Source organism: Sphingomonas sp. AP28 (genome assembly GCF_056680455.1).
Map to the genome: position 1 here is coordinate 674,185 of NZ_CM155283.1, position 15,386 is coordinate 689,570.

Here is a 15,386-nt window from a genome sequence, read left to right on the forward strand (position 1 = left end):
TGACTGTTGCGCACCTATCTCTATGCACATCACCAGTTGTTAGAGCCGCGCCCGCAAGGGTTGCGGCTCTTGTCGTATGTGCCATTGGAGGGCGTCATGTGACCGCACCGCCATTGAGGCTCACCACCGCCGACCACGTCGAAGCTATCGGCATGCGCGTGCTGCGTATCGCCGAGGACATGGCGTCAGGGTCGCGGCACCAAGGGCGCAGCGAGCGCCTGATCGAGCAGGCTGAGCAGGCCGCGATCGACCTCCGGGCAGCCGTCCGAGGCCGATGAGGCCCACCCCTTTGGGTCCTTCCTGGGCTCTCAGGTAATACGGGGGGCAAAGGCGTGAACGATCCCCAGCTACAACTCGCCAAAGGGGTCCGCACCTGAAATGTCCGCACCCTCCGACACCGTCAGCATTCGCGAGTTTGCCCGCCTCGATGGGTGCAGCGATAAGCTAGTCCGGCGGGCCATAAGTGAAGGAAAACTGCGGGTTTCATCTGACGGCAAGCTCGATCGCTCGCTTGCTGGAACTGGATGGCGCCGCACAAATAGGCGTGCTGCGGAGGGTGCGGACAGTGGTGCGGACACGCCTCCAATGTCCGCACCCAGTGCCCGCACCCCGAAGCGCGGCGCGAAAGTGTCCGCACCTGCGGACGCGGCGCCCGATCCGCTGCGCCTGGACGACGAGGACTTCATCGCCGAGGTGCTCGCCGGCAGGTTCGCCCTCACCGGTGAAGCAGAGCGGGTAAAGGAAAACGGTCTCGCTGCTCGCAGTCTCCTTGCCGCCCGCCGTGAAGCTGGCGACGTTGTGGATCTGGAAGTTGCCGAGACCCTCTTGTTCAACATGGCGCGGTCGCTGCGTGATGCCTGGCTCAACTGGCCGTCGCGCGTCTCGCCGCTGATCGCCGCCTCCTTAGGGATCGCTGTCGAGCCGCTGCTGGAGGCGCTGAACGAGCATGTCCAGCAGCACCTCGCCTCCCTCGGCGAGCCGGAAGCCGACTTCGCAAACGCAGAGTAAGGACGAACGGCTAGAACGATCGTGGCGGCGCGGACTCACCCCGCCGCCACGGATCAGCGTTCCCGAGTGGGCCGATCGCTTTCGTAAGCTTGCCCCTGAGGCAGGTTCGACATCAGGCGACTGGTCGACCCGGACCGTAGAGATTGCGCGCGGGCCGATGCTCGCGGTGACCGAGCTCGGCGTCGAGACGATCACCGGTATGGTCTGCACGCAGCTGATGAAGACCGCGCTCATCGAGAACGCGGTCGGCTTCTTCGTTCACCTCGATCCCGCGCCGATGCTCATCGTGCAGCCCAAGGAGGCGGCTGCCGAGCAATTCTCGAAAGAGCGGATCACCCCGCTCATTCGGGCCACCCCTGTCCTGCGGAAGCTGATCGGCACGAAGAAGACCCGATCGGCCGAAGAGACCCTGCTCTACAAGGCGTTCCCCGGAGGCTTCCTCGCCCTCGCCGGCGCCGGCAGCCCCGACAATCTGGCACGTCGCCCGGTCAAGCGCGTGTTTTGCGACGAGACGGACAAGTATCCGATCACCCGCGAAGGTGACCCGATCGGTCTCGCCGACGAGCGCATGGCAACCTACGTCGGATCGCTCTCGGTTCGGGTCTGCTCGCCGACGATCGAAGGCGAAAGCCTCATCGAAAGCAGCTATCTCGAGGGCGACCAGCGGCAGGCTTCGGTTGAGTGCCCAGAGTGCGGTCACCGCAACTTCCTGGACTTCTTCAAGCACATCAACTGGGACAAGGACTATGACGATGACGGCAACGTCACCGCGCATTATCCTCGAACGGCGCAGGTGCTATGCGAAGAATGCGGGTGTGGATGGAACGAAGGCCAGCGCCTAACCGCGCTGGGCACGATCCGGTGGCACCAGACCAAGCGCTTCCGTTGCTGCGGTAAACACGTCGACCCGTTGTCAGCGTACGCTGCGGCATGGAAGGCGGCTCCGGATTCCGACGCGGTCGCGCTGATATGGGACTGGTGGGAAGGCCCGCGGCATGCCGTCTACCGTGCCCGTTGTCCGGATTGCGGTACCTGGCCGGTCTCGAACGAGCATGCGAGTTTCACCGCCGGCAAGGTGTTCAGTCCTTGGCCGAATGACGCCCCTCCGAAGATCGCGGCGAAGTGGCTGGCGAGCAAGAACGATCCCGACAAGCGGGTGAAGTTCGACAACACCCAGTTGGGAAAGCCGCACAGGCGGTCATCTTCGAAGGAGGTTGTCGCCGAACTGCTCGCCGCTCGCGCGGAGATTTGGCCGGCGGAAGTCCCTGACGGTGTCGGCATCATCACGGTTGGCGGCGATACGCAGGATGATCGCGTCGAACTCGAGTTCGTCGGGTGGGGCGCGAACGAGGAAAGCTGGTCGCTTCTTTACGTCATCGTCGAGGGCGACACCTCCAAGAAGTCGACTTGGGACGAAGTTGACCGCCAGTTGCTGCGCACATTCAAGCGCGCGGACGGTCGCGAGTTTGCGATTGAGGCGACCTGCATCGATTCCGGCGGTCACCGCGCTAAGGAAGTCTACGAGTTCTCGAAGGCACGGCTCGGACGGAAAGTCTGGGCCACCAAGGGCGCATCGGATCGCAACGGCAAGCGGTCGCCACTGTGGCCGACCACCCGCCCGAGCAACCGGACGCGCACGGTTTTCAAGCCGATCATCATCGGCGTCAATTCTGCCAAGGATACGCTTCGAGCCCGCTTGACGTTCAGTGAGCCGGGACCGGGTTACATGCACTTCAGTACGAAGCGTGAATTGGCCTGGTACGAGCAGCTGACGGCCGAGCGGCTTATTCCGAAGGTTCTCAGCGGTCGGGTGTTCACCGTCTGGGATTGTCCAAAAGGCAAGGCCAACGAAGCGACCGACTGCCGCGTCAACGCTATGGCGGCGCTGGCCGGTCTGATCCAGCTGGGCATGAAGCTCAACGCCGTGGTCGAAGCTGTTTCACCCGCTCCAGAGGCAGCCATCGCCAAGAAGCGGATGCCGAAGCTGGCGCCACCGACGACTGAACCGCCGCCCACCCCGCCCAAACCGACGAAGTTCGCCAATCGGTCGGGCAGTTGGATGAAAAGGAGACGCTGATGCCATATCAGCCTTCCGACCTGGACAAGCTCGACGCCGCAATCGTCAGCGGTATCCGCAGCATCACGTTCGCCGACGGCCGCAAGACCGAATACCAATCGCTGGCGGACATCCGCGCGGTTCGCGCCGACGTGAAGGCAGAGTTGGCGGCGTCCGCATCGCAGACGTCGCGGCGCACGCGCTTCATCGTTGGGCGGGTCGGTCGTCGATGAATTGGGTGGATCGCGCGGTCGGCTTCATGTCGCCAGTGGCCGGCCTGCGGCGGCAGGCTGCCCGGACGATGCTGGATCGAACGGCGCCACGTAGCGCGCCGCGGTCGGGTAGGCGCTTCGCAGGGCGCAACGATCGCGACTTCTACGTGAACACGGGCAGCCCGAACGACGCGCGCGCCAAGCGATATATCGATCGGCTGACGATTCTGCAGCTGGTTGCCGAGAATCCTTTTGCGCGGAAGGCGCTGAACGCTCTGCTCAACAGCCTCGTCGGTTGGGGTGTGACTGGGGCGCCCCAGGGTTCGAAGTCGCTGTCCAAACTTTGGGCAGACTGGGTGAAAGCCTGTGATTATTACGGCCGCCTCGATCTGTATGGCCTTCAGGAACTGTTCGTCCGGTCCATGCTGCGCGACGGCGAGGTGTTCATCGCCAAGCGGACGGTGAAGGTTGCCAGCGGTGTTCCGCTGCGCCTTCAGTTGCTCGACAAGGGCATGCTCGCCACTCACAAAGTCGGCGCCGGCATCGACCGCGGGATCGAGTACGACGCCGACAACAAAGTCGCCGCGTTCCACTTTTACAAGCACCGCCAAGGGCAGAAGTGGGCATCTTCTGACACGATCCGGTTCCCCGCTGACGAGGTGATCCACCTGTTCCACTCGGAATGGATCGGCCAGTCCGAGGGCGTTTCCATCTTCGAGAGCGTCGTGAAACGCCTCGGTGATGTCGACGAGGGCATCGAGGCCGAAGTCGTCAAGGCCAACATCGCTGCGTGCATGGTCGGCTTCCGGTATCGCCCGCCGGCGCAGGAGGGCGAGGACCCGAACATCGGTATGCCCGTCGAGGGCGACCGGGACGGCCCGCCGATCGAAGAGTTCGTGCCTGGCATGATCGAGACGCTGGACGACGGCGAGCAGATCACCTTCTCCACGCCGCCCAAGTCGGGCGGGATCGGTGACCTGTTCCGCGTTGCGATGCTCGCCGCCTCTGCCGGTGTCGGCGTGACGCACGAGCAGATGACCGGCGATCTGAGCAACGTGAACTTCTCCAGCTACAAGGCTGGGCACTTGGAGTTTAAGCGGACCGTCGGCCGCCTTCAGTATCTGACGATCATCCCTGTCTGTCTTGATCGCATCTGGGGCTGGTTCCACGGCACCGCGAGCGACTTCGGCCTGACCAGCGCCAAGCCGGTCGAGATGAAATGGACGCCCCCGCCGTTCGAAAGCATCGACCGCGAAGGCGACGCAAAAGCTGACATTCTTGAGATGCAGGCTGGCCTAGAAAGCCGGCCCAACCTGCTCAACTCGCGGGGCTTCGATGCCCCTGAGATGATGCAGCAGATCGCCGATCACCAGGCGCTGCTGAAGACCCTCGGGCTGGCCTTCAAGGGCGACCCGTTCACGCCGTTCCAGACGAACACCAGCGACCCGACTGCAAGCAACCCGGCCGATGCCGAGCGCGGGCTGCTGATCGCGATCGCTCGCCGCCTTCTCGTAGGGACCATGCCAGATGCCTGAACTCAATAGCCGGTCGGTTACCGCGCCGCTCCTGTCGCGCTCGGCCGAAACGCGCCCAGCCTCGTTTCGCGAAAGCGACAACTCGATCGAGGTCGTGTGGTCGGTCGGCGCGGCCGGCATTCGGTTCGACTGGTATGACGGTGGCTATTACGTCGAAGAGCTTTCGATGGACGCCAGCGCCGTCCGCCTCGGGCGCCTGAATGCCGGCGCCTGCCTGCTCGACAGCCACAACACGTACAGCCTGAGCAGCGTTCTCGGTTCAGTCGTGCCGGGCAGCGTGTCGATCGCCAACGGCGAGGGCACCGCGCGCGTGCGCCTCGCAAAGACGCCAGACGTAGCCGACACCGTCGCCAAGATCATCGACGGGCACATCCGCTCGCTGAGCGTGTCGTACAACGTGTTCGAGTTCCAACGCACGGAGCGGGAGGGCGAACACCCTCACATGCTCGCTACGGACTGGGAGCCGGTCGAGCTCTCGTTCGTCACCGTGCCATTCGATGCCGCTGCGCAAGTGCGACAGCGGAGCGCCGAGCAGGGCGGCCATCCCTGCACCATCCGCGGCGCGACCGCGAACCCCGAAGGACCAACAATGCCCGATCCGACGCCCACCCCGGCGCCGGCGCCCGCGCCGACGCCCGCTCCTGCACCCGCGCCGACGCCTGCCCCGGCTCCCGCACCTGCCCCGGCGCCCGCGCCAACCCCCGAACCGCAGTCCCGCGGCGCGGTGGTGACGATCGCTCGCATCCGCGAGCAGTGCGCTCGCACCGCCGACCTCGGCGACGCATTCGCGCTCGAGCTTATCGGCGTGAACGAAACCACGCCTCTGACCGAAGGCGAGCTCCAGAGCCGTGTCGCTGATCGCCTGATCGCGGCACGTACGCGTGATCCGATCGACGCCCGCGCCGGCCGCTCGGGCACCGAAGAGGACGGCTATCGCACCGCGGTCGAGGATGCCCTGCTGCTTACCGCCAACTCGTCGGTGAAGCCCGACGCGCTCGGCATCAGCAGCGAGCGGGCCGAAGCCGCGCGCGAATTTCGGGGGCTCACCCTTCTGGAACTCGGGCGCGACTACCTCCAGCGCACCGGCATCCGCACGTCGGGTCTCGGCAAGCACGAGGTCGCGGGTCAGGCGCTCGGCATGCGCGGTGGAGCGCTGACGACCAGCGATTTCGCCAACGCGCTCGGCAACGCGGCCAATCGCCGAGTCCGTCAGGCGTTCGCTGCTGCGCCGCAGAGCTTCCGCGGCTGGGTCTCGACCGGCACGCTGCCCGATTTCCGTCCGGCATCGATCATCGGCATGGGCGACGCGCCTGCGCTGCTGCTCGTGAAGGAGAACGGCGAGATCAAGCATGGCGCGCTGACCGACACCGGCGATACCTACAAGCTGGCGACCTATGCGCGCATCATCCCGATCTCCCGTCAGGCGATCATCAACGATGACAAGGGACTGTTCGGTCGTATCCCGACCCAGTTCGCCAACAAGGCGGCGGATCTCGAATCCGACCTCGTCTACAGCCAGCTGCAGGGCAACCCGACGGTGTACGACGGCACGCCGCTCTTCAGCACCGCGCACGCCAACCTCGCCGGCACCGGAACGGCGATCACCGTCAAGGCGGTCGGCGAAGGCCGGGCGGCCATGCGGCAGCAGAAGACGGCGGAGGGCGGCAATATGTCGATCCGTCCGGCCTTCCTGATCGTCGGCCCGCTCCAGGAAACTGCTGCCGAGCAGTTCCTCGCGGTCGTCGCGGCCACCTCGAACGGGAACATCAACCCGTTCTCGGGCAAGCTGCAGTTGGTCATCGACGAGCGCATCGTCGATTACAGCTGGTACCTGGCAGCCGATCCGAACGCCTATGACACGGTGCTGTTGGCGCATCTTGAAGGGCAGGAAGAGGTCTTCACCGACACGCACCTGTCGTTCGAGGTCGACGGGATCAAGTTCAAGGCCCGCCTGGATGCCACCGCCAAGGTCCTCGACTGGCGCGGTCTGTACAAGAACCCAGGCGCCCCCCCGGCCTGACCCTGACCGGGCGGCCCGCGGTCGCCCGGTCCTCCTGCGAGGACAGCAACATGAAGATCGTCACATTGGCGACCGCGACGGTCGTCTATTCGAACTCCCGAACGCCGACGAACGGCGAACTCCGCCAGCCGGTCGAAGGCCCGCTGATCGTCTCCGACGACGAAGCCACGCGCCTGAAGGACAACAACCTGCTCGACGGCGAGCCGGAGGATCTGCCCGACGACGCATCCGAAGCGTCCGACGAAGATCTCGACGGCATGACTGTCGCCGAGTTGCATATCCTCGTGACCAAGGAGGGTGTGCCGCTGAACGACGCCACGAAAAAGGCGGACATCATCGCCGCGATCAAGAAGCATCGTGAGCCGGTCGCCTAACACGCGACGGTTCCGTATTTAGGGAACACCCATCATGAAGAACTATGTCCAGCTGGGTGACAACATCACCCTCCCGGCGCCCTACGCGGTCGCCAGCGGCGCCCCGGCGCTGATCGGTGCCGTCGTTGGCATCGCCTCGACCGATGCGGCGATCAACGAAGACGTCTCGTTCGTGCGTGTCGGGGTCTTCAACCCCGTTCCGAAGGTCGCCGGTGCCGCATGGGTCGCGGGCACCACGAAGATCTACTTCGACGCGACCGCGAAGGCGTTCACCGCCACGGCGGGCGGCGTGCTTTGCGGCGTTGCCTCAGCGTCGGCAGCTTCCGCAGACGTCACCGGTTCCGTCCTGCTCACCGGGCAGATCGCAGCCTAACACCGGGGTTCCCTCCCCTATTACCCGGTGCACCTGGGCGGCGTGGCTGTGTCGCGCCGCCCCCTTTGCTGGAGATCAGCGATGAAGAAGATCTATCTGGTCGGCGCAGCGCCGGTCGACGGCAAGCTGTCCTATCCGTCCGGCGGAGTCATCGAAACGTCGCCTGAACAGGCTGATGCGCTGATCAAAGCCGGGCTTGCCCGCGCCGACGACCTCGACAGCCTCCAGGTCGATGAGCTTCGGCTGATCGCGCAGGCGGAAGCCGTCTCGGTCGGCCCAGCCGTGCTGAAAGACGACCTGGTCGCCGCGATCCGCGCCCGCCGGCAGAACAAGGCCTGATCATGGACCCGTTCGCCCTGGCGCTGGACGCCCTGTTCAGTGCGCCGGGGTCAAAAGAGGTCACCTACTACCCGAAGGATGGTCCGGGTCGGGCTGGTGTCCGCGTCATTTTCGGGCAGCCGGACAAAGCGGTCGGTTTCGGCGGGCAGGAGATCATCGAGGGCACCAACGTCTTCGAAATTCGAGTCAGCGACGTCACGATGCCCGCCAAGGGTGACATCGTTGTGATCGGTGATGCCACGTATAAGCTCCTCGGTGAGCCCATGCTCGATGTCGAGGGCCTGACCTGGACGATCGGCGGAAGCCCGGTCGCGTGAGGATCAACGTCGGCGACTTCGACATGAAGTCGCTCATGGACGGTATCGAGGGCGATCTGGCGGAAGCCGCGTCGCTCGCCATGCGTGACACGACCTATAAGGCGCTGCTCGAACTACGGGAGCAGGTCACCGGCGCCGGTATGGGGCAACGGCTGGCGAACACGTGGCGAGATCGGGTGTTTCCTGAGAAGCGGCGCAGCATGACCCCGTCGGGCTATATCTGGTCGAACGCGCCGGACATCATTGACGCCTTTTCCCGTGGTGCGCAGATTGTGCCGCTCGCCGGACGCCGGTTCCTCGCCATCCCGACCAAGAACGTCCCCAGCGCGCGCGGCCGTCGCGGCTCGAGCAGCAAGATGACGCCGGCGCAGGTCGAGAACGCGTTCAACCAGGATCTGTTTTTCAAGCGTGGTCGCGCCGGTCGTGTGCTGGCTTTCATCAATGCCGTCGGCGCCCGTAACGGCCGCGGCTTCCGTCTCGCCACCAAGGGCAGGCGCGCGCAGGGCCGCGATCCCAAGCCGGTCCTGATGTTCGTCATGGTGCCCAGCGTCCGCCTACCGCGCGTGCTTGATCTCGACGTCGTCGCGCAGCGCTGGGCTGCCAACTTCGAATCTCGCTTCACCGAGCGTCTGGGGGCGAAATGAGCAAGAAGCTCGATATCCTGAAGGCGTTGAAGTTGCTCACGGCCGTCGCCGTACCGAAAGCCGAAGTTGTCGGCCTGGACGGCGAAGAGGCGGCGCCCGCCCGCGTCCCAGCGAACGGCCGCATCATCATTCGCACCGGCGAGCCCGGCGAGCCCGAGATCGACCTGAGCCCCCTCGCCTATAACTGGTCACACAGGATCCCGATCGAGTTCGTGGCGATCGAGACGCCCACGATGACCAGCGAGGAAGCCCTCGACGACATGCTCGTCCGCTTCGGCGCCGCGATCGCTGCTGACCGTCACCTCGGCGGCCTGTGCGACTGGCTCGGCATCTCTGCCCCCGGCAGCGAAGACATCTTCACGGAGGGCGCGCAACCGCCCCGCGGCGCCGAGCTCGTGCTTACCGCTACCTACGTCACCGATTCTGAACTGTCCTGAAGGAGAAGCCGAATGGCCGTCGCCCCCACCCGCGCCCGCGGCTCTAACGCCAAGGTCGTCGCAGCGTTCGAAACCACGCCCGGCGTTGTCCCCGCAGCGAGTGACCCGTGGTTCAATGTGCCGCTCGTCAGCCACTCGCTCGGCGAAGAGCGCCCGCTGATCGAAAGCGATCTGCTCGGCATGGGCCGCGAAATGCAGGACCCGACCCCCGATGTTGCCACCAATGACGGTGACATCGTGGTGCCGGTCGACGTCCGCAACTTCGGCCGCTGGCTGCGCTTGTTCTTCGGCGATCCGACGGTCTCGGGCGCATCGGGCACGTTCACGCACGTTTTCAAGTCGGGCGCGATCGTGTTGCCGTCGATGTCGATCGAGGTCGGCGCTCCCGAAGTTCCGGCGTTCTCGGTCAACCGCGGTGCGCGTGGCAACCAGTTGCGGATCTCGCAGTCGCGTTCCGGCCTACTCAATGCGACCTGCAGCCTGATCTGCATCGGTGAGACCACGCCGGTTGCGGGGACGGTCGGTGCGGCCTCGCCGGCGACGCTGGCGACGACCCGATTCCCGCAGGCGGTCGGCTTCGTACGCAAGGACGGTCAGCTGCTCGGCAGCGTCGTCGGCGCCGACTTCACCTATTCGAACAACCTCGAGAAGGTCGAGACGATCCAGCCCGACGGCCGCATCGAGGACAGCGACCCGGGCATGGCGCAGATGTCGGGATCGGTGAACGTCCGCTTCAAGGATCGCGTACTGCTCGACGCGGCGACCTCGCAGCCGCCTACGCCTATGGAACTGGCCTTTGGCTGGAACTTCGGCGCGTTCAGCTTGGTCTTCCTGGTCGGCCGCGTGTTCATGCCGCAGGCAAAGAAGCCGGTGACCGGTCCGAACGGCATCATGCAGGCCTTCAATTGGCAGTCGTCGAAGGCCGCATCCGGCAACTCGGTCGTGGTCACGCTGATCAACGACGTCCCTTCGTACACCGCCTGATGCTGCTCGTTCGCAAGCCGCAGGGGGCGGCATGGTCGCCTGTTATGGGTGCCGACGTGCTGTTCGCGCCAATCGACCGATCAATGCTGATGCGCGCGCGCCGCGCGGCGCGGAACGTCTCGGCGGCCGAGGCGGATGATGACGGCACTTCGGCGATCGACATGCTCGAGGAAATGGGCGACGCCATGAGCCGCGCCCTGATCACCGAAGGCGCGCAGGATTGGCGCGGGGTCTGCCTCATGGCCGACGAAGGCGACGTTGGCGCCGGCGAGCCGCTACCGTTCTCAGCTGAAAACCTCGCCATGGCGCTTGCCGATCCTGTCACGTTCGAAGCGTTCGATGCCGCGTACGTTGTCCCGTTCGTCACCGCCGAGCGCGAGCGGGAAGAGCCGGGAAACGCCTTCGCCGCCTCTCCGAGTGGCATTGGGGCGGCGGCGATGCCGGACAGCGATACTGCCAACAAGCCTGCACCGCGGAAACGGGGCGGCGCTGCAACGAGTGCCCGTACATCGTCGAAGAGCCGCAGACCGAAGCCGAAGAAGGCGTCTGGCGCGTCCTGACCGCCTGCGATCGCCAGCTTCGTTCTGGTGTGATGGGCGCCCCGGTCGGGCTCGACTTCGGCGCGATCATGACGATGGGCTCGCACCGCAGGACTGACCTGGCGCTACTCGCCGACGTGCTCCCAGCGGTCGAGCCGATCATCATCGACAACCTGTCCGGCCAAGAGCCCGACGACTTCACCGAATAGGAGGTCCGATGCCACGTCAGATCGCAATTCGGTTAGGCACGGAAGGTAAGGCGCAGGTCGTCGCCGACCTAGACACCATCGGCGCGACCGGTGATGCCGCATTCAACCGCCTGGCGAAGTCGGCCGTAAAGGCTGGGCGCGACGCCGATGCCGCGATGGAATTCGCCAACAAGCAGGCGTCGAAGCTGGCGGCGTTGCTGCCGGGTCTCAACCCGACCAAGCTCGACATGGCTGCCGGCGTCCGTGACAACATCGGCAAGAGCGCTGAATCGTCCGCAGCTGTGTTCGAAGCCGCGTATTCCAAGATGGAGGCGCGCGCGACCGCTTTGCGCGCCGCGATCGATCCCGCGTACGGGGCGCAGCAGCGGTTCGATAAGGAGATGGCCGAGGCACGCACGCTGATCAGCGCAGGTGCCATCTCGCTCGACGACTATGTCGCAAAGCTCCGGCAGGAGCAGGCGGCGCTGGACGCCGTAACTGTGAACCACGGCAAGGCGGGCAATTCGGCAGGCGCACAGCGCGCGGCGATGCAGGGCCTGAGCTATCAGCTGCAGGACACGTTCACGCAGTTGAGCATGGGCACGAACGCCCTGCAGGTGTTCGCCATCCAGGGCGGCCAAGTCGCCGGGCAATTCTCCAACCTCGAAGGCAAGGCAGGCAACTTCGCCAGGTTCATGATCGGGCCATGGGGCCTCGCCATTACCGCTGGCATGCTCGTCCTTGGCCCGCTGGTTGGCAAACTGTTGAACTTCAGCGACGCGGTACAGGACGGCGTCGATAAGCTGAAGAAGGACGCCACGGAGACCGAGAACACCCGGCTGGCAAAGGAGCGGTTCGCTCGGTCGGCCGAGGGCGTCGCGGCATCAATTCGGGAGCAGGCCGAAGCTCTCGAAACTGCCGCCAAGAGCGAGCGGTCGGCTGCCGAGCGCGCGAACATCCTCGCAAAGGAGAACCTGAAGCGCGAGATGTCAATCCGCGCCGTGACCGCGGCGCTGCTGGACCAGGCGATCGCGCAGGAGAATATCGACAAGACCCGTTCGCAGGGCCCTGGCCAGCGCGGCGAACTTGGCACGCTGGCACTGACGGAATCGAGCGGCCGCGTGGCCGGGCTGCAAACCCAGCTTCAGGCCAACCAGAAGGCAATCGACCAAGCGAAGCGCAACCTGATGGGTACGCGCATCGACCTCGCGACCGAGTCCGCGGCGCGCTCGGCGGACCCGATGGCCCGGATCAAGAAGCAGTACGACGATCAGGCCACTGCCGCGCGCAACACCGCTCGCGCCCGCATCAAGGCTGGGCAGGACGTCGATTCCGCGCTGACTCGCGAGCTTGCGACAATCGAGCGCAACCGCGCTGCTGCCGTGAAAGCCGAGCAGGACAAGCAGAAGGCCGCTGGCGAGACGTCTCGCCAGTACGGGCGTGAGGTGACCTCACGTGAGGCGTCCGCGATTGCCCGCGCCGCAGGCCTGCAAGTCAACAGCGCCGATCGCAGCACCGCGCGCCAGCAGCAGCTGTACGACGCATGGATCGCTCAGGGGAAGCCGAAGGAAAACCCGGTCGCGCGGCCCGGCACCAGCGCGCACGAGCGCGGGAATGCCCTCGACATCCAGTTCCAGGCCGGTGTGACGGCCAAGAAGATCAAGGATGCGTTCGCCGCCGAGGGCGTTCGCCTGACGAAGGTTTTCGCGGAGACTGGTCACTGGCACGTGGAATGGGCGCGTACTGCGGCGCAGCGATCGGCATCGGCCGACGCTGCCAAGGACACTCGCGACCTTGCCAAGGCGAACCGTGAACTGGACAGCGATCTCGATGAGGTCGTGAAGCAGTTCGATCCGGCGCGCGCCGCAGCCGACGAATACGCCGAATCACTCGCGAAGATCGCGAAGCTTCAGACGGCCGGAAAGCTCACAACCGGGCAGGCATCCGGCTACAAGATGGAGGCTTATCACCAAGAGCAGAAGCGCCAGGCTGACGCGCAACTCGCCCAGTTCAAGGTGCTGTTCGGCGCCGACGACCCTCTCGCTGACACGATGAGCCTGATCCAGATTCAGCGCGATGCCGAAGTGCAGTCGCGTGCCGACGATTACGACAAGCGCAAGGCCGGGATCCGCGACCTCGCCAGCTACTATCGCGATGCCATGACCGGAGGGACGAAGTCGATCATGGACATGTTCCGCCAGCGCGGCCTCGACGCCATTTCTGAGATGCTCGCGAAGTGGACGCTCAGCAAGATCGGGTCTGCGGGTGGCGGCGGGCTGCTTGGCGCGTTCACCAAGCTAATCGGTGGAGCATCGGCCCTTGCGGGCGGGTCCTCGGCGTTCGCCGGCGCGGATCTCAATGTCGGAACCGTGAGCGCGGGCGGCGGGCCGTACCTGCCGAAACTCGCGTCTGGCACCGAATACTGGTCAGGCGGCGAGGCTCTTCTCGGTGAGCACGGACCCGAAAAGGCTTGGCTGCCAAAAGGGACACGGGTCACGCCAGCAGGGGCAACGCGCCGCATGGGCGATGATCAGCCACGCGGCGGGGTCACGCACAACTACTTCAGCGGCAACCTCATGACGCCTGAGTTCTGGGCGCAGATCCAGGCCGGAGACGCGAACGCCGCCATGCAAGGCGCAGCCGGTGGGGCAGCAATGGGCCAGGCAGACGCACAGGCAGCCGGTATGAAGCGGCTGGGACGTTTCCGTTGAGCATCCTCATCCCCTGGACCCGGATTGCCGATCTGACGATCCGGCCACGCCTGTTTTCCGGCAACCAGGAAGGCGTGCTGGGCGGTGCCGATCTGCAGATCCCGAGGATGGGCGATCGCTTCGTCGTAGACGTATCGACAGCCCAATTGCGGCAGGACGCCGAGAGCCGTCAGCTGGTCGCCTCGCTCATGGAGGCTACGACCGCCGATGCCAAGATATCACTGCGCCTGCCCAACACCCCGACGCTGATACGAGGCAACGGCGTCGTCGATGGGGCTGGGCAGACTGGTTCGCTCCTTCGCGTCAGCGGCATGATTCCGAACGCTGCTCTTCACTGGGGCGTGTTCTTCAGCATCGTGCATGCCGGCGTTCATTACGTGCACATGATCAGGTCTCAGGTGCTGGCGGATGCCTCAGGTCGTGCTGCTGTGCCGATATGGCCCATGCTGCGCTTTATCACGGTCGATGACGAACCGTGTCACTTCGAGGATCCGATGATCGAAGGGCAGCTTGTCGGGTTTGACAAGGGCGCTGGTTTCGAGCGCAACCGCACCAAGCCCCTCGCCTTCAGTATCCAGGAGCGGAAATGACGTTTCGTCTGACCCCTCAGATGTCGGCGTCGTTGCGCGCCGGGCAGTCGCCGCTTGCCCCGCTCGTCGAGGTGGTGCTGCCAGGCTATACCATGCGCCACCTAGTCGGCGCTGGCGAAGTGGCTTGGGGCGCCAAGGTCTTCACTGGCCTCGATGCGAAGTTCGGCGCGCTGGTCGCCGCAAGTACGCTGAAGGACGGGATTGGCGACGAGGCGCCGGACTGGTTGCTGACCTTCGTCCCGCCCAGCGCGATCGCCGCTTCCGAACTCACTTCCGCGACTGCGCAGGGTGGCCTCGTCAATGGCTGGCTGGCGGTGATCGATCGTGCGACGGGTTTGCCGTTGCCCGAGCCTATCCAGCTGTTCGCCGGCGAACTGGACGTCCCGCGGCTGCGCGTCGGCAAAGGTACGCGGTCGGTTGAATGGCGCTGCACATCCGCGCTTGAGCCCTTCCACGATCAGGAAATCGGCGCGCGCCTTTCCGATGCTTGGCATCAGCTGGTCGCACCCGGCGAACTGGGCCTGTCGAATATGACGGGCATCGAACGCACGAGCTATTGGGGCGTCGAGAAGCCTCCGTCGGCCGTCAGCGTCATCAGCGGCACGACCCGTGCCTCTTTCCTGGGAGCGATGGGGCTATGATCGAGATGATCCGGCGTCAGCAGGCGGCACAGGCGGCCGTCGATCGCTTCAAGGGGCAGCCGTGGGAACTCGGCAAGAACGATTGCGCCCGGCTGGCCGCCTTCGTCCTACGCAAGATGGGGCACCGCCCCCAACTGGGCAAAGCGGGGTCATACACGACCGGTGCCGGTTCGCTGCTCGCGCTGAAGCGCGCCGGTTACAGCTCGCTGTCCGAAGCGCTTGACGGCATGGGTCTCGAGCGGATTGCGCCGGCGGCGGCGCGCGTCGCCGATATCGTCATGATCCCCGGCGAAGCGCCTCTAGATGGCGCGCTGACGATCGCCGTCGGCAACGGGCGTGTGCTGGGCTATCATCAGGACCTCGAAGGCGCGGACATCCTGCAGCCTGTCGAATACATTGCGGCCTGGCGGGTCTAGCG

At 65.3% G+C, this 15,386-nt stretch carries 19 protein-coding genes; all 19 read left to right on the forward strand.

Features of this window, described 5'->3' with window-relative positions; translation table 11 throughout:
* Window positions 1-98: 98 nt before the first annotated feature.
* Entirely contained in the window at window positions 99-278 is a 180-nt protein-coding gene (locus AC1MH0_RS02930) for a hypothetical protein (protein WP_480964645.1), read from the forward strand.
* 307 nt (window positions 279-585) lie between these two features.
* Complete coding sequence (locus tag AC1MH0_RS02935) at window positions 586-1,008, forward strand: hypothetical protein (RefSeq protein WP_480964646.1); 423 nt, start codon at window positions 586-588, stop codon at window positions 1,006-1,008.
* A gap of 52 nt (window positions 1,009-1,060) precedes the next feature.
* Window positions 1,061-3,085 (forward strand): phage terminase large subunit family protein, encoded by a 2,025-nt coding sequence (locus AC1MH0_RS02940; RefSeq protein WP_480965659.1) that lies wholly within the window; start codon window positions 1,061-1,063, stop codon window positions 3,083-3,085.
* Entirely contained in the window at window positions 3,085-3,297 is a 213-nt protein-coding gene (locus tag AC1MH0_RS02945) for a phage head-tail joining protein (RefSeq protein ID WP_480964647.1), read from the forward strand. Before AC1MH0_RS02940 ends, AC1MH0_RS02945 begins: the two co-directional genes overlap by 1 nt.
* On the forward strand, window positions 3,294-4,811 hold the full coding sequence (locus AC1MH0_RS02950) for a phage portal protein (protein WP_480964648.1): 1,518 nt from the start codon (window positions 3,294-3,296) through the stop codon (window positions 4,809-4,811). Before AC1MH0_RS02945 ends, AC1MH0_RS02950 begins: the two co-directional genes overlap by 4 nt.
* Entirely contained in the window at window positions 4,804-6,831 is a 2,028-nt protein-coding gene (locus AC1MH0_RS02955) for a prohead protease/major capsid protein fusion protein (protein WP_480964649.1), read from the forward strand. Before AC1MH0_RS02950 ends, AC1MH0_RS02955 begins: the two co-directional genes overlap by 8 nt.
* A 50-nt stretch (window positions 6,832-6,881) precedes the next feature.
* Complete coding sequence (locus tag AC1MH0_RS02960) at window positions 6,882-7,205, forward strand: hypothetical protein (RefSeq protein ID WP_480964650.1); 324 nt, start codon at window positions 6,882-6,884, stop codon at window positions 7,203-7,205.
* Window positions 7,206-7,239: 34 nt separating this feature from the next.
* Window positions 7,240-7,578, forward strand: coding sequence for a DUF2190 family protein (locus AC1MH0_RS02965; RefSeq protein WP_480964651.1), 339 nt, complete (start codon window positions 7,240-7,242; stop codon window positions 7,576-7,578).
* Window positions 7,579-7,659: 81 nt separating this feature from the next.
* A complete protein-coding gene (locus AC1MH0_RS02970; RefSeq protein WP_480964652.1) occupies window positions 7,660-7,917 on the forward strand; it encodes a hypothetical protein in 258 nt (85 codons plus the stop codon).
* Window positions 7,918-7,919: 2 nt separating this feature from the next.
* Window positions 7,920-8,234, forward strand: coding sequence for a head-tail joining protein (locus AC1MH0_RS02975; protein ID WP_480964653.1), 315 nt, complete (start codon window positions 7,920-7,922; stop codon window positions 8,232-8,234).
* The gene (locus tag AC1MH0_RS02980) at window positions 8,231-8,878 is read left to right on the forward strand and encodes a DUF6441 family protein (RefSeq protein WP_480964654.1); all 648 of its coding nucleotides are present in this window, start codon (window positions 8,231-8,233) and stop codon (window positions 8,876-8,878) included. Before AC1MH0_RS02975 ends, AC1MH0_RS02980 begins: the two co-directional genes overlap by 4 nt.
* Window positions 8,875-9,315 carry a hypothetical protein gene (locus AC1MH0_RS02985; RefSeq protein WP_480964655.1) on the forward strand — a complete coding sequence of 147 codons (441 nt, stop codon included), beginning with the start codon at window positions 8,875-8,877 and terminating at the stop codon, window positions 9,313-9,315. Before AC1MH0_RS02980 ends, AC1MH0_RS02985 begins: the two co-directional genes overlap by 4 nt.
* Window positions 9,316-9,327: 12 nt before the next feature.
* Window positions 9,328-10,299: a phage tail tube protein gene (locus AC1MH0_RS02990; RefSeq protein ID WP_480964656.1), complete on the forward strand. Its 972-nt coding sequence runs from the start codon at window positions 9,328-9,330 to the stop codon at window positions 10,297-10,299.
* A complete protein-coding gene (locus AC1MH0_RS02995; protein ID WP_480964657.1) occupies window positions 10,299-10,859 on the forward strand; it encodes a hypothetical protein in 561 nt (186 codons plus the stop codon). Before AC1MH0_RS02990 ends, AC1MH0_RS02995 begins: the two co-directional genes overlap by 1 nt.
* A 32-nt stretch (window positions 10,860-10,891) precedes the next feature.
* Complete coding sequence (locus AC1MH0_RS03000) at window positions 10,892-11,047, forward strand: DUF7697 family protein (protein ID WP_480964658.1); 156 nt, start codon at window positions 10,892-10,894, stop codon at window positions 11,045-11,047.
* 8 nt (window positions 11,048-11,055) lie between these two features.
* Window positions 11,056-13,737 carry a phage tail length tape measure family protein gene (locus AC1MH0_RS03005; protein ID WP_480964659.1) on the forward strand — a complete coding sequence of 894 codons (2,682 nt, stop codon included), beginning with the start codon at window positions 11,056-11,058 and terminating at the stop codon, window positions 13,735-13,737.
* Window positions 13,734-14,327, forward strand: a complete 594-nt coding sequence (locus AC1MH0_RS03010) for a hypothetical protein (protein ID WP_480964660.1) — start codon at window positions 13,734-13,736, stop codon at window positions 14,325-14,327. The genes AC1MH0_RS03005 and AC1MH0_RS03010 overlap by 4 nt, the downstream gene beginning before the upstream one ends.
* Complete coding sequence (locus AC1MH0_RS03015; RefSeq protein ID WP_480964661.1) at window positions 14,324-14,968, forward strand: hypothetical protein; 645 nt, start codon at window positions 14,324-14,326, stop codon at window positions 14,966-14,968. Before AC1MH0_RS03010 ends, AC1MH0_RS03015 begins: the two co-directional genes overlap by 4 nt.
* Window positions 14,965-15,384 carry a DUF6950 family protein gene (locus AC1MH0_RS03020; RefSeq protein WP_480964662.1) on the forward strand — a complete coding sequence of 140 codons (420 nt, stop codon included), beginning with the start codon at window positions 14,965-14,967 and terminating at the stop codon, window positions 15,382-15,384. Before AC1MH0_RS03015 ends, AC1MH0_RS03020 begins: the two co-directional genes overlap by 4 nt.
* Window positions 15,385-15,386 lie beyond the last annotated feature (2 nt).